The sequence below is a fragment of the Ancylobacter lacus genome (assembly GCF_018390635.1).
Taxonomy (GTDB): Bacteria; Pseudomonadota; Alphaproteobacteria; order Rhizobiales; family Xanthobacteraceae; genus Ancylobacter; species Ancylobacter lacus.
Genome location: NZ_JAHBGE010000090.1, coordinates 1 through 12650 on the forward strand (window position 1 = coordinate 1; position 12650 = coordinate 12650).

Below are 12650 nucleotides of genomic sequence, written 5' to 3' on the forward strand. Positions count from 1 at the left end.
CAACCGACACCGCCGCGCGCCTGCTGGTGTGCGCCGCCCTGCTCGCCGCGATCGTGGCCGCGATCGCTTCCGTCCTCAACGCCGAGCTTGCTCGACGGGGCCATTCCTTCCGAAGCGTTCCCGCCCTACCGCCGGCAAAGGGCAGGTTCCGTGACACAGCCCAAATCCACGGCTTCGGGGCCGGGCTCGCGGTGGACATCAATGCGCCTGTCACCGGTGGCTCTGGCCCGGCCGGGCTGCTCGGCTTCGGAGATCGCTCATGACGAGCGACGCCGCGCCCCCCGCTCGTCACCGCGGCCACCGTCCAGCGCCTGCGCAAGGGCGCGGAGGTGCTGAACCAGATCGCGCACGACCTCTACGAGGCCGGCCATCGCGCGGCCGGACAGGAGGCTTCGGACGCGGCGATCTCCGCCGCCGCTGCGAGCCGGCTGCTGGAAGCTGAGCTCAAGGAAGGGGCCGGACGATGAAACGGCTATTTGCCGAGGGCGATTGCCCGTTTGCTCAGAGCAACGAAAGAGCACTGGCAGGATACGAAATCGCAGTCGGTGAAGGGTGGGTACGGCAGCTCGCTCGTTGGCAACAACCTATTGTGGAGCGCCTCCGCCCGCGCACACGCTTCCTCCCCGGCCCGAAAACGGCCCAGCGGCCTGTAGGCAAGGACAGCCGGGTCGGAGAGCTGGCGCCGGAGATATTCAGCATAGGCGAGCGCATAGGACCGCGCCGTCACCACATCGAGGTTCTGCGAGCTTTCTTTTGCAAGGCCTATAGCCTTCCAGTCCGGTCGTCCGTGTGTATGAGCGGCCGCGAGCACGTTCGCCATGTCTCCTACGCTGCCCAGCAGGTCTGGTGCGAACAATCGCACGGCCGTGAGCACGTGCGGCTCGATGTCGACCGTCACATCGCCGTACCGAACAAAGGCCACCATGCTTCACCTCTCTCTTTGACGAAACCCGCGAACCAGCCTAGCTTCCCGACAGGGCCTCAGAAACCCTTCCAAAGCACAGGCGGCGCGCGGCTCGTCAGAACCGCATCCCGCGATCATGTCCAGGGTCCCCACGCGCATGTCCAGGGCGCAAGCCTAAAGGCGTGGGGGCACGACCTGTGCCGTGTTTCTGAACCCTGGGCGCGGGATCGCCTCAGAAACGCTCCTCCGCTCTTCATCATTGAAAGCACAGGAGAACGCGGCCATGGCTGCGAACGCACTCACGCGTGTGCCCTTTCGGGGCGGGGAAATCATCGTCATAGAGACGGCGGACGGGGAGTTTGTTGCGCTTCGTCCGATCTGCGAGCGGCTTGGTCTCGCGTGGCAGGCCCAGCACCGCAAGGTAACTTCAAGTTCGGCCAGGTGGGGTGTCATCAAAATGGTGATGCCTTCAGCCAGCGGCGACCAAGAGGCCATCTGCATTCCGCGTGGCAAGCTGTTCGGCTGGCTGGCGACCATTTCCCCGAACAAGGTCGCTCCCTCGCTGCGGGACGCGTTGATCACCTATCAGAACGAGGCGGATGCCGCGCTCGTCCGATGCGCCCCGCCTCATCTCGCGCCCGGCCTGGACCATGGTCGGGGGCTTCGTCGGCGGGCTGCTGCTCTTCGCGCTGGTCTGGCTGGGAGGTCACTGACATGGACATCGTCGCGCGCCTCGGCGGCATGGCGAGCGTGCTGGACGAGGGCGACGGCGCGCAGGGCGGCGGCAATGGCGGTTGAGCCGTTCCGTCTCGACTTCGCGCAGGCGACGGAGTTCTTCCGGCAGAAGGTCAATCTTCCCACGCAGAAATGGGACGATCTGCGCCACGGCGCCCATGTCCGCGGCTTCTCCGTCGCCGGGGTAACTGCGGCGGACATGCTCGCCGACTTCCGTGCCGCCATGGACAAGGCGCGCTCGCAGGGCACGAGCTTCCAGGAGTTCCGGCGCGATTTCGACGCCATCGTCGATCGTACCGGCTGGACGTTCAACGCGGTCGGCTCGACCGAGGAGCAGCGCCGCGACTGGCGCGCCCGCATCATCTACAACACCAATATGCGCACCTCCTACATGGCGGGACGCTACCAGCAGATGACCTCGCCGGAGGTCGCGAGCTATCGGCCCTTCTGGCGCTACCGCCACCACGACAACGCCCATCCCCGACCCATGCATGTCGCCTGGGACGGGACGGTGCTGCGGCGGACCGACCCGTGGTGGAAGGTGCATTTCCCGCCCAATGGCTGGGGGTGCCATTGCGACGTCGAAGCCATTTCCGAACGCCAGCTCCGGGCCATGGGCAAGACCGGCCCCGACCCCGCCCCCGACGATCGGAGCTACACGGCGCGCGATCCGCGCACCGGCCAGCCGGAAACCCGCTGGCCCGGCATTGACCGCGGCTGGGAATACAATGTCGGCGAGGAATGGCTCTCCGGCGTCGTGCCGACCGAGCTGCAGAAGCCGCTGCCACCGGCGGACACGCCGCCGACCGATGCGCCGGCGCCACCGCCGCTGCCGCCGCCGCGGCCGACGCAGTCGCCGGTGCTGGCAAAGGGCCTGCCGGACGAGGACTATGCCCGCGCCTTCCTGGCGCCTTTCGGCGCGAGCCTCGATCGGGGCGTGCTGTTCCGCGACGCGTCGGGCGGCCTCATCACCATCGACCGCTCGCTTTTCGAGGCCCGGGCGCCGGACGGTTCCGTACTTGGCCTGAAGGTCAACAAGCGCGACCGCGGCCCCTTCATGGGGCAGCTCGCCGAGACGATCCTCGATCCCGACGAGATATGGATCGACTGGGTGCGGGTGGCGTCGGGAATCGTGCTGCGTCGGGCCTATATCAGGAGCACCGTGCTGCCGGACGGGCGCACCCTGTTTTCACGCTTCGAATGGACAGCGCGTGGCTGGACCGGCATCACCAGTTTCATTGGGCCGGGCAACTATGTCGGCGCCATGCGCACCGGCGCGCTGCTGTTCCGGCGGGGCTGAAACGAGATCGGGCTCCGCCGCCGGAGCCCGATTGCCATGCACCTACGGAGGGCCGGCGGCGGCCTCGTTGCATGGTCGGCATCGATTTAAGGCGAGTGAACGGGCTTTTCAAGAGACGGATCGATGACAGAGAAGACCCCGGGCGCCCTTCTCACCATAGACGACGATGCCGTCGTCTCCGGTCTCGCCCGGCTGGTCGCGGCCAGCGTTGATCTGCGCGCGCCGCTGGCCAATATCGGCCAGGTGGTGCGGCAATCCACCATCGACCGCTTCGCCCGCGAGGTGTCGCCGGCCGGCGTTCCCTGGGCGCCGCTCAATCCCGAGTACCGGGCGGGCAAGAAGGGACCGGGCATCCTGCGGGAGAACCGCCGGCTGTCCGACATCGTCTGGCAGTTGGGCGGCAACGCGGTGCAGGTCGGGTCCTCCGTGGTCTATGCCCGCGTCCACCAGTTCGGCGCGGTGATCCTGCCGAAAACGGCCGCGGCCCTGGTCTTCAGCCTTGGCGGGCGCATCGTCCACGCCATGCGTGTCATCATCCCCGCCCGGCCCTTCCTCGGCCTGTCCGCGGAGGACCTGATCGAGATTACAGCCATTCTCGACGACCATTTCATCGCGGGGACGGGAGGCGCGGCCGAGCGCGTCTGAGGCTGTAGCGCCGGCCGCCACAAATCGCCGCTGGCGGGCGCCGTCGTCGTCGGGCTATGTTTCCCGCGCCGGAGGCGGAACAGCCGCCCATGGCGTTAAATGGGCCTTCAACGGGCGCGCTGGCGGGCCACCACCATCGCGCCCGTAGCAGACGGGCACCCCACAAGCGGCTTGGGGGCAGGCGGGGGCGACCGAACCCGGCACTCTGCCGGACATGAAGCCCTTCGAGATCTTTCGCACCGGCACGCACACGCCCATGCAGGGCGCGTCTCTCGCTTTCGGCGAGAGCGATCTCGCCGCCATGGCGGCGAGCTACGATCCCTCGAAGCACCATGCGCCGATCGTCATCGGCCATCCCCGGACGGATGCGCCGGCCTGGGGCTGGGTCGACGGGCTTTCGGTGCGTGGCGACCGGCTGGTCGCCGCGCCCTCGCGCGTCGACCCGAGCTTCGCCGAAATGGTGCAGGGCGGCAAGTTCGCCAAGGTCTCCGCGTCGTTCTACGCCCCGGGCGCGTCAGGCAATCCCGTCCCGGGCTCGTACTATCTGCGCCACGTCGGCTTCCTCGGCGCGCAGCCGCCTGCCGTCAAGGGTCTCGCCCCCATCGAGTTCGGCGAGCAGGACGACGTGGTGACCGTGGAATTCGCGGACTGGCAGCTGGCCTATGGCCTCGGCACGACCGCGCGGCTGTTCCGGCGGCTGCGCGACTGGATCATCAGCTCGGCCGGCATCGACAGCGCCGACCAGGTCCTGCCGGACAACGAGATCGACAGCCTCGGCCGCGCCGGCGTCGAGGCCGGCCAGGCCGACGTTGCGGCCACGCCCGCCTTCGCCGCCCCCGCGCCATCCCATCCTGCAACGCCCGACAATGGACAGTCCGACATGAGCACGACCACTACCGACGCGGCGGAGCTGGAGCGTCGCGCCGCGACGCTCGCCGCCGCCGAGGCCGCCTTCGCCGAGCGGCAGCGCGCCGCTGCCGAAGACGGGCGGCGCCAGCGCGCCACGGAAGATGCCGCCTTCGTGGACCAGGTGGTGGCCGCGGGGCGGCTTCCGATCGGGCTGAAGGACGCCTCCGTCGCGCTGTTCGCGGAGCTTGGCGAGGGCACCCTCAGCTTTTCCGAGGGCGGCGAGATGCGCGAGACGTCGCCGCGCGCGGCCTTCCGCGACCTGCTCTCGCGCCTGCCGGTGCCGGTCGTCACGGCCGAGATCGCCGGCGGCAAGGCCGGCGCGGTCGACTTCGCCGATCCGCTGACGGTGGCCGCGGCCCTCACCACCGAAATCGCCGCGGCGAAGGGCAAGGGCGAGACGATCTCGCCGGCCGAAGCGCTCAACCGCCTGCAGAAAGGAGCCTCCGCGTGAACCAGGTCATCGTGAAAACTTTCATCGCCGGTGGCGCCATCGGCCATCGGCGTTACGTCAAGTTCGGCGCGGCGGACGGGACGGTGCTGCAGGCGGCGGCCGCGACCGATGCGGTCATCGGCGTGACCGACTGCCCGGGCGGCGTGGCGACGGGCGACCGCGTCGACGTCGTGCTGCTGGGTGTCACCGATGTCGAATTCGGCGGCACCGTCGCCCGCGGCGGGCTGCTGGTCTCCGACGCGAGCGGCAAGGCCGTCGCCGCCGCGCCCGCCTCCGGTGCCAATGTTTTCGTCGGCGGGCGGGCCCTCGTGTCGGCCGTCAGCGGCGACATCGTGCCGGCCTTCGTCAATCCCGGCCAGATCCAGGGCGCCTGACCGCGCCCGCTCCTTCCCGTCATAGGGCCGTCCCCGGGACGGCGCCAACCAGGACAGCCCCATGTCGTCTTTTCCGTTCCCCGTCGACCCCCAGCTCACTGGCGTCGTCATCGCCTACCAGAACGCCGAGCTGATCGCCGATCGCGTGCTGCCGCGCATCGGCCCGCCGCTCACGCGACAGACCTTCCGCTACATGAAGTTCGATTTCGCCCAGTCGGTCACGGTGCCCGAAACGCGGGTCGGCCGAAAGGGCGAGCCCAACGAGGTCGAGTTCGGCGGCACGGAACTGGATGCGAGCACGCTGGACTACGGGCTCGACGACGTCGTGCCGATCGACGACGTCAAAAACGCCCCGGCCGGCTACAACCCGCTGACCTATGCCGCCCAGGGCGTCATGGATCTCGTGCTGCTCGATCGCGAGAAGCGCGTCGCCGATCTCGTCTTCAACGCGGCGACCTATCCCGCCGCCAACAAGGAGACGCTGTCGGGCACCGCGCAGTGGTCCGACGCCGCGTCCGACCCGATCGGCGACATCCAGGACGCCCGGGACGGCATGATCATGAGCCCGAACATCCTGGTGCTCGGCCGGGCCACCTGGACCATGCTGCGCCGTCACCCGAAGATCGTCTCCTCCCTTTCGGGATCGGGCACGACCAGCGGCGTCGCATCGCTGCAGGCGGTGACCGACCTGCTGGAGCTCGATGAGATCGTCATCGGCAATGCCTGGGTCAACACGGCACGCAAGGGTCAGCCGACCTCGCTCGCCCGTACCTGGGGCAAGCATGCCGCGCTGCTGCGGCGCGATACGCTGTCGACGAGCCTCAACCAGCGCCCGAGCTTCGGCGCGACGTTCCAGTACGATACCCGGGTTGCGGGCCAGATCCCGGAGCCCAAGGCCGGCCTGCGCGGGGCGATCCGCGTGCGCGCCGGCGAGAGCGTGAAGGAACTCATCACCGCCGCCGACCTCGGCTATTTCTTCCAGAACGCGGTGGCGTGAGATGGCGAAGGAACCCAGGGGGGCCGACGATCGCGCCAGCGAGAATGCCGGGGACCCGTCCGGCGCCGACGAGCTGCGCGTCTTCACCGCCGCGCATCTCATCAAGCGCGACCACCAGCGCTTCGCTCCCGGCGACACCATCACCCTGACCGAGATCGAGCACGGGCCGCTTCATCGGGCCGGCGCGGTGGCGGAGCCGTGGGACGCGGCGGCCGAGGGCGAGGGCTGACCATGGGCTATGCCTCGCTGGATGATCTGGTGGAGCGGGCCGGCGAGGCCGAAATCCGGCAGGTGGCCGATCGGGACCGCGACGGCACGCCCGATCCCGAGGTGATCGCGGCGGCGCTGGCGGCGGCGGACCAGACGGTGGACGGCTATCTCGCCGTCCGCTTCGCCATGCCGTTGAGCACCGTTCCGCCGCTGGTGCGCAAATGGGCCACGTCGATCGCGCGCTACCAGCTCCACCGCAGCGGCGCGCCGGACCACGTGGTGCGGGACTATCGCGACGCGCTCGGCGAGCTGCGCGATGCCGCCGCCGGCCGGATCGCCCTGCCCGGTGTCGACGGACTGAACCCCGCCGGCACCGCCAGCGGCGGCACGCTGGCGGAGGGCTCGCCGCCGGTCTTCACCCGCGACCGGCTGGAGGGTTTCCTGTGATCGGCGCGACGATCGACCGGCTTCGCAGCGTCGCGAGCCCGCCCTTCACCTCGGTCGACGGGGCGGAGCGGCTTGAAGCCCTGGGCGAAAGCACGGCGCCGGACCATGGTGCGGCGTTCGTCGTGCCGTTCGACGAACGCGGAGAGCCGAACACGCTGGCGACGGGCGGCACGAGCCAGCGCGTGGAGGTCTATCTGCTCGTTGCCGTCGTGCTGCGGGCCTATGGCGACGATCGCGGCGCCGAACGCGTCGCCTCGATCGACGATTTCCGCAGCGCCATCGAGATGGCTCTCGCGGGCTGGACGCCCGATCCCGACAGCAAGCCCTACGAATTCGTCGCCGGCCGTGCCGCTCCGCAGGGCAACGGCGTCACCTGGTACGTCCAGACCTGGGCGACCGACCGCTACATCCGCACCGAGGAGTGATCCATGTCGCACACTGCCGTGCCGACCGTCGCCGCCGGCCGCATCGTCCACTATGTGCTGCCGGCCGGCAGCAAGCGCGCCGGCGAGGTCCGCCCGGCCATCATCGTGCGGCCCTGGTCGCAGATTTCCGACGAGCTGTCGGGGCTGGCGAACCTGCACATCTTCCTCGACGGCGCCAACGACGCGGGCGAGCAGGCCCACGCCTATTCCGCCTACTACTCGGCCGATCGCGAGCCGGGGACGTGGCACTGGCCGCCGCGGAGCTGACCATGGGCGCGCGCGAAGGCGGTTCCTACACCCAAGACCCTGAGACCGGCGAGTTGCGCCGCAACGAGGCCCCGATCGAACCGGCGGCGGCGCCGACGCCGATCGACACAACGATAACCCCCGCCGAGAGCAAAGCCACCCCCGCCGGCGATCCGGCCGGCGGGGCCGGGGCTGAGAACCCGGCGGAGACCGAGGCGCAACCGAGCGAGGCCGAGGCGCAGGGCGCCCGCGGCAGGAAAGGAAACTGAAATGGCACTGACGGCCAAGCGCCTCCGGCGCAAGATGGCTATCGCCGCCAAGGTCGAGACGGACTATGGCGTCGATGCGGTGCCGACCGGCGGCGCCAACGCCATTCAGGTGAGTGATCCCACACTGACGCCGCTCGCCGGCGACGAGGTGCGGCGGGACCTGATCCTGCCCTATCTCGGAAATCAGGGGGCGCTGCTGGTCGGTGACTACGCCGAGCTGCAGTTCTCGGTCGAGATCGCGGGCGCGGGCACGCCCGGCACGGCGCCGGCCTATGGACCGCTGCTGCGGGCCTGCTCCTGGGCGGAGGTCATCCTCGCGGGGACCAGCGTGACCTATCGGCTCGCGAGCGACAACCCGGAGAGTGCCACGGTCTACGTCAATATCGACGGCGTGCGCCATGCGCTGCTCGGGGGGCGCGGCACCTTCACGATGTCCCTGACGCCAAAGCAGATCCCGCGCTTCACCTTCACCCTGCGCGGGCTGTTCGGCCCGGTCACCGACACAGCGCTGCCGGCGGAGGTGCTGACCGGTTTCATCCGGCCGGCGCCGGTCTCCAAGGCGAACACGCCGGTGTTCTCCCTGCATGGCTATTCCGCGATCGCCGAAAGCCTGTCGATCGATCTCGGCAACACGGTCGAGGCGCGCCATCTCATCGGCGAGGAGTCGATCGTCATCACCGACCGCCGCGCGACCGGCACCGCGGTGATCGAGGCCAAGAGTATCGCCACCAAGAACTGGTTCGGGATCGCTCAGGCGGGGACGCCGGGCGCCCTTGCCGTCCAGCACGGCACGGTCGCGGGCAACATCGTCGAGATCGCCGCGCCCAAGGTGCAGCTCGGCCGGCCGACTTATGGCGAGACGCAGGGCATCACGAACTACTCGCTGCCCCTCCTCCTCACCCCCGATACCGGCGACGACGAGCTCTCCATCGTCGTGCGCTGACCCGCCACCCCCTTGTTCAACGCCCATTGAAAGGCCGTTCGATGTCGTTCCTGCTCGCCTCCCGCCCGCGCGTGACGTGGCCCGCGACCGCACAGGTGCCCAGCGCCGCCACGCCCGGCTCCTTCGATGCGCAGAGCTTCAGCCTGGTGTTCGAGGTGCTGCCGCCGGCCGAGCTGCGGGCGCTGGACGACGCGTTTCTGGCCCTGGATCCCGCCGAGCAGGTCAGTCACCAGCACTACACGCTGGAGCGGCTCATCGTCGGCTGGAGCGAGGTCATGGCCGGCACCGCCGAGGTGCCGTTCAGCGCCGAGGCGCTGGAGCGGGCGCTGGCGCTGCCGTGGTTCCCGCCGGCGGCCTATGCCGCCTATGCCGAGCTGACGACGGGCGGCAAGGCGCGTCTGGGAAACTGAGACAGGCGGCGCGGCGCTGGGCGCTCGCCGCCACCGGACAGAGCGACCGCGAGCGGCCGCAGACGCTCGATGCCGCGACCCGGGCGGACTTCATCGCCCTCGGCGTCGATCCCGCCTCCCTTCCGCCCGACGATCCCGAGCACGAGGACGATTTCGAGGTGTGGCCCGAGAACTGGCAGACCGTCCGGCTCTTCCTCGCCTGCGAGACGCAGTGGCGGGCGAGCGCGGCCATGTCCGGCATGGTCTGGGTCGGGCTGGACTATGTCGCTGTCGACGTCGTCGCGCGCCGGCGGGGGCTCGAGGCCGACCTCGCCGACCTGCAGGTGATGGAGGTCGAGGCGCTCTCGATCCTCAACGGGGGCCGCGCATGAGCCTGCAGCTCGCGGTCCGCATCACCGCCGATGCCTCCGGCGTCCGCCAGGGCGCCAATGACGCGGTGCAGGAGTTCCGCCGCCTTGATGGCAGCCTGCAGGCCACCGAAGGGCTGGCCCAGCGTACCCGCAAGGCGATCGACGAGGTCGCGCAGTCGGCGCGGCGCGCGGCGATCGAGGCGGCGACGGGCGTGCGCGCCGACGTCGGCTCGGCGGCACGGGCGGCCGACATCGCCGCCTATGGCAAGTCGCTGGATGACCTCCGGGCCAAGTACAACCCGCTCTTCGCGGCGCAGCGCACCTATCTCTCGCAGCTCGCCGAGATCAGGCAGGCGCAGCGGCTCGGCGCCTTCGCGTCGGCCGCTGAAGCCGACGCCGCGATCGCGCGCACCAAGGCGGTGTTCGCCGCCCAAGCGACGGCGATGCGGCCGCTTCGTCAGCAGACGACGGGAGCCGCCGCCGGGCTTCAGCCGTGGCAGCGCCAGCAGCTGACGGCGCAGGGCTTCGACGTGTTCACCTCGCTCGCCAGCGGCATGAACCCGGCGTTGATCGCGGCGCAGCAGGGGCCGCAGATTATTCAGGCGGTCGGTGGGGTGCGGCCGGCGCTGGCGGCGCTCGCCGGAGTGGTCACGCCGCTCACGGGCGGCATCGGCGCCCTCGGGGCGATCGTCGCCGCGGGCGCCTTGATGTGGAACGAATATGTCGTCTCGACAAAAGAGGTGACAACGGCGCTTGCCGGTCCCGGCCGGGCCGCGGGCGCCACCGCCGGCCAGCTCGAAGCCATCGCGCAGTCGGCCTCGCGCGCCGGTGACGTCTCGGTGCGCGAGGCGCGCGCCATGGAGGCGGCGTTCCTGCGCACCGGGCGGATCGGGGCGCAGGCTCTCGGCGGGCTCATCGCCATGTCGAAGGACTTCGCGGCGACGATCGGCGCGGATGTTGCGGACGGCTCGGCGCAGCTCGGCCAGATCGTCGCCGATCCCGCCCGCGGCGCCCAGCAGCTGCAGCAGATGGGGCTGCTCGACGGCGCCACCGCGCGGCTGGTCGGCCGGCTCGCCGAGCAGAACCGGCTGACCGAGGCGCAGACAACGCTGCTCGCCGGGCTGAAGCCGCGCCTCGCCGACGCGGCGGAGGCCACCACCATCTGGTCGCGGAGCTGGGACGCGGTCAGCAACGCGGCCTCCAATGCGTTTCAGGCGATCGGCTCCGGCATCGACCGGCTGATCAGCGGTCCCGCGCTCGATGAGCAGCTGGCGAACGCGATCGACCGGCTGAACAAGGCGCGGGCGGAAGCGGAGGGGTTCCGGCGTGCGCAGGCGGCCGGTGTGCCGACCTATGGTGCCGCGCCGGATGTGGCTGCGGCGGAAGCGCAGGTTGCCGACCTGCAGGAGCAGCGCCGGCGTCAGGGCGCCCTTGCCGCCGAGCGGCAGCGTGCCGCCGAGCAGGACCGCGCGGGATCGGCGGCGGTGTCGATCGCCGGCCAGTCGCCGGCCAATGCCGATGTGCAGCGCCGCGGCCAGCTGGAGCGCGAGATCGCCGCGCTGAAGGAAGGCGCGAACACGCCCGGCCTGACGGCCGACGAACAGGACCAGATCGCCCGGGCGATCGAGGCCAAGAGCCGGGCGCTGGACGGGCTGAACAACGCCCAGCAGATCGCCAACCAGCTCGCCGCGCTGGATGTGCAGATCCAGCAGGCCCGCGATCCCGTCACCCGCGCCGACCTGATCGCGCGGCGCGAGAGGCTGGCACTGTACGGCCAGGAGAACGACGCGGCGAAGATCAACGCGCAGGTGGAGGCCGCGCGAACCCGGGCGATCGAGGAATCGCTGGGCGCCTCGCGCAACCGCATCGCCGACATGCAGGAGGAGACGCAGGCCCGCGCCCGCGTCAATGCCGCCGTCGCCGCCGGCACCATGACCATCGCCCAGGGCGAACAGCGCCTGCAGATGGAAGCGCAGATGCGCGAGCTCGCCCGCGCCGCGCTGGCGGCGGAAGGGGCCGAGCGGGCGAAGTATATCGAGCAGCTCAACGCGCTGGGCAGGGCGCTGGCGGCGGCGCAGGCCGAGCAGTCCCGCACCGCCGCGCTCGGCATATTGCGCGACCAGCGCGACCAGATCGACGCCATGAAGGCCGAGATCGGGCTGATCGGCCAGAGCGAGCAGGTCCGCGCCCGGCGCCTTGCCCAGATCGAGGCGGAACAGCGCATCCGCCGCGAAGGCATCGACGCCGCCTCGGCCGAGGCGGACGGCATCCGCCAGCAGGCGCAGGCGCTGGCGGAGCTCTCGGTGCAGCAGCAGCGCAGCCAGGATGCGTGGGACGGCTACCGCCAGGCCGGCGAGGGCGCGCTCGATGCGCTCGGCGACGCGATCAACGGCCAGAGCGTGGATCTGAAGAACCTGCTGCAGAGCATTTCGCGGGAGTTCATCCAGCTTTCGGTCATCAACCCGCTCAAGAACGCGGCGTTCGGGACGAATTACGGCACCCTCGGTGACCTGCTGGGGGTGTTCACCGGCAAGAAGACCAACGACAACCTGCCGGGCGCGGGCCTGCGCTCGGTCGGCACCATGCAGGTGAACGCCGGCACCATCATCATCAACGGCGGTGTTGCCGGTGCGGCCGGAAGCACCGTCCCGAAAGTCGGCTCCTCCGGCGGCATCGGCTCCGACGCCGTCGCCGGCGGCACGACGGGCGTCGATCTGAGCGCGGCGGGCAAGGCGATCCGAACCATCGAGAGCGGTTCGCCGGCAGGGAACTATGCCGCGCTCGGCCCTCTGACGAAGACCGGCGACCGCGCTTATGGCGCCTATCAGGTGATGGGCGCCAACATCCCGGACTGGACGCGCCGCCACCTCGGCGAGAGCCTGACGCCGGACCAGTTCCTGGCCGACCCGGCGGCGCAGGACAGGGTGTTCGCCGGACAGTTCGGCGGCTATGCCGCCAAATATGGCCCGTCCGGTGCCGCCCGCGCGTGGTTCGCCGGCCCCGGCGGCATGGCCAATGGCGGGGCGACCGACGTG

Annotated in this window: 17 protein-coding genes and 1 pseudogene; 17 read left to right on the top strand and 1 reads right to left on the bottom strand. The window is 70.4% G+C overall.

What is annotated here, in order from left to right; translation table 11 throughout:
- Positions 1 to 263 (top strand): hypothetical protein (locus KHC27_RS21340; RefSeq protein WP_213342087.1); only part of this gene is annotated, 263 nt, incomplete at its 5' end.
- Between the two features lie 66 nt (positions 264 to 329).
- Positions 330 to 467, top strand: coding sequence for a hypothetical protein (locus tag KHC27_RS21345; protein ID WP_213342089.1), 138 nt, complete (start codon positions 330 to 332; stop codon positions 465 to 467).
- 5 nt (positions 468 to 472) lie between these two features.
- On the opposite strand, the gene KHC27_RS21350 is transcribed toward KHC27_RS21345, so the two are convergent.
- Positions 473 to 925, bottom strand: coding sequence for a hypothetical protein (locus KHC27_RS21350; protein WP_213342091.1), 453 nt, complete (start codon positions 923 to 925; stop codon positions 473 to 475).
- Positions 926 to 1187: 262 nt separating this feature from the next.
- On the opposite strand from KHC27_RS21350, the pseudogene KHC27_RS22150 reads away from it, so the two are divergent.
- The 15 genes and pseudogenes from KHC27_RS22150 to KHC27_RS21420 all read left to right on the top strand — a co-directional run.
- Positions 1188 to 1457: pseudogene (locus tag KHC27_RS22150) on the top strand (phage antirepressor N-terminal domain-containing protein); the annotation flags it as partial.
- Positions 1458 to 1691: 234 nt separating this feature from the next.
- The gene (locus tag KHC27_RS21355; protein WP_246520192.1) at positions 1692 to 2939 is read left to right on the top strand and encodes a PBECR2 nuclease fold domain-containing protein; all 1248 of its coding nucleotides are present in this window, start codon (positions 1692 to 1694) and stop codon (positions 2937 to 2939) included.
- A 123-nt stretch (positions 2940 to 3062) separates the two neighbouring features.
- On the top strand, positions 3063 to 3584 hold the full coding sequence (locus KHC27_RS21360) for a phage virion morphogenesis protein (protein WP_213342095.1): 522 nt from the start codon (positions 3063 to 3065) through the stop codon (positions 3582 to 3584).
- Positions 3585 to 3840: 256 nt separating this feature from the next.
- Complete coding sequence (locus KHC27_RS21365) at positions 3841 to 4944, top strand: peptidase (protein ID WP_246520195.1); 1104 nt, start codon at positions 3841 to 3843, stop codon at positions 4942 to 4944.
- Positions 4941 to 5318 carry a hypothetical protein gene (locus KHC27_RS21370; protein WP_246520197.1) on the top strand — a complete coding sequence of 126 codons (378 nt, stop codon included), beginning with the start codon at positions 4941 to 4943 and terminating at the stop codon, positions 5316 to 5318. Before KHC27_RS21365 ends, KHC27_RS21370 begins: the two co-directional genes overlap by 4 nt.
- A gap of 61 nt (positions 5319 to 5379) precedes the next feature.
- Positions 5380 to 6315, top strand: coding sequence for a major capsid protein (locus KHC27_RS21375; protein ID WP_213342099.1), 936 nt, complete (start codon positions 5380 to 5382; stop codon positions 6313 to 6315).
- 1 nt (position 6316) lies between these two features.
- Positions 6317 to 6544 (top strand): hypothetical protein, encoded by a 228-nt coding sequence (locus KHC27_RS21380; protein WP_213342102.1) that lies wholly within the window; start codon positions 6317 to 6319, stop codon positions 6542 to 6544.
- Positions 6545 to 6546: 2 nt separating this feature from the next.
- Complete coding sequence (locus tag KHC27_RS21385; RefSeq protein ID WP_213342105.1) at positions 6547 to 6972, top strand: gp436 family protein; 426 nt, start codon at positions 6547 to 6549, stop codon at positions 6970 to 6972.
- Entirely contained in the window at positions 6969 to 7397 is a 429-nt protein-coding gene (locus tag KHC27_RS21390) for a phage tail terminator protein (RefSeq protein ID WP_213342108.1), read from the top strand. The genes KHC27_RS21385 and KHC27_RS21390 overlap by 4 nt, the downstream gene beginning before the upstream one ends.
- A gap of 3 nt (positions 7398 to 7400) precedes the next feature.
- Positions 7401 to 7664: a hypothetical protein gene (locus KHC27_RS21395; RefSeq protein ID WP_213342111.1), complete on the top strand. Its 264-nt coding sequence runs from the start codon at positions 7401 to 7403 to the stop codon at positions 7662 to 7664.
- Positions 7640 to 7912, top strand: a complete 273-nt coding sequence (locus KHC27_RS21400) for a hypothetical protein (protein WP_213342113.1) — start codon at positions 7640 to 7642, stop codon at positions 7910 to 7912. The genes KHC27_RS21395 and KHC27_RS21400 overlap by 25 nt, the downstream gene beginning before the upstream one ends.
- Before the next feature lies 1 nt (position 7913).
- A complete protein-coding gene (locus tag KHC27_RS21405) occupies positions 7914 to 8855 on the top strand; it encodes a phage tail tube protein (protein ID WP_213342116.1) in 942 nt (313 codons plus the stop codon).
- Between the two features lie 41 nt (positions 8856 to 8896).
- Positions 8897 to 9265 carry a hypothetical protein gene (locus tag KHC27_RS21410; RefSeq protein WP_213342119.1) on the top strand — a complete coding sequence of 123 codons (369 nt, stop codon included), beginning with the start codon at positions 8897 to 8899 and terminating at the stop codon, positions 9263 to 9265.
- Positions 9193 to 9636 carry a DUF1799 domain-containing protein gene (locus KHC27_RS21415; RefSeq protein ID WP_213342122.1) on the top strand — a complete coding sequence of 148 codons (444 nt, stop codon included), beginning with the start codon at positions 9193 to 9195 and terminating at the stop codon, positions 9634 to 9636. Before KHC27_RS21410 ends, KHC27_RS21415 begins: the two co-directional genes overlap by 73 nt.
- The coding region (locus KHC27_RS21420) for a phage tail length tape measure family protein (protein ID WP_213342124.1) at positions 9633 to 12650 on the top strand (3018 nt) is incomplete at its 3' end. The genes KHC27_RS21415 and KHC27_RS21420, both read left to right, overlap by 4 nt.

Coding starts and splice junctions, on each gene's coding strand:
- KHC27_RS21350 (WP_213342091.1), bottom strand. CDS start 925: ATGGTGGCCTTTGTTCGGTACGGCGATGTGACGGTCGACATCGAGCCG.
- KHC27_RS21355 (WP_246520192.1), top strand. CDS start 1,692: ATGGCGGTTGAGCCGTTCCGTCTCGACTTCGCGCAGGCGACGGAGTTC.
- KHC27_RS21360 (WP_213342095.1), top strand. CDS start 3,063: ATGACAGAGAAGACCCCGGGCGCCCTTCTCACCATAGACGACGATGCC.
- KHC27_RS21365 (WP_246520195.1), top strand. CDS start 3,841: ATGCAGGGCGCGTCTCTCGCTTTCGGCGAGAGCGATCTCGCCGCCATG.
- KHC27_RS21375 (WP_213342099.1), top strand. CDS start 5,380: ATGTCGTCTTTTCCGTTCCCCGTCGACCCCCAGCTCACTGGCGTCGTC.
- KHC27_RS21380 (WP_213342102.1), top strand. CDS start 6,317: ATGGCGAAGGAACCCAGGGGGGCCGACGATCGCGCCAGCGAGAATGCC.
- KHC27_RS21385 (WP_213342105.1), top strand. CDS start 6,547: ATGGGCTATGCCTCGCTGGATGATCTGGTGGAGCGGGCCGGCGAGGCC.
- KHC27_RS21395 (WP_213342111.1), top strand. CDS start 7,401: ATGTCGCACACTGCCGTGCCGACCGTCGCCGCCGGCCGCATCGTCCAC.
- KHC27_RS21405 (WP_213342116.1), top strand. CDS start 7,914: ATGGCACTGACGGCCAAGCGCCTCCGGCGCAAGATGGCTATCGCCGCC.
- KHC27_RS21410 (WP_213342119.1), top strand. CDS start 8,897: ATGTCGTTCCTGCTCGCCTCCCGCCCGCGCGTGACGTGGCCCGCGACC.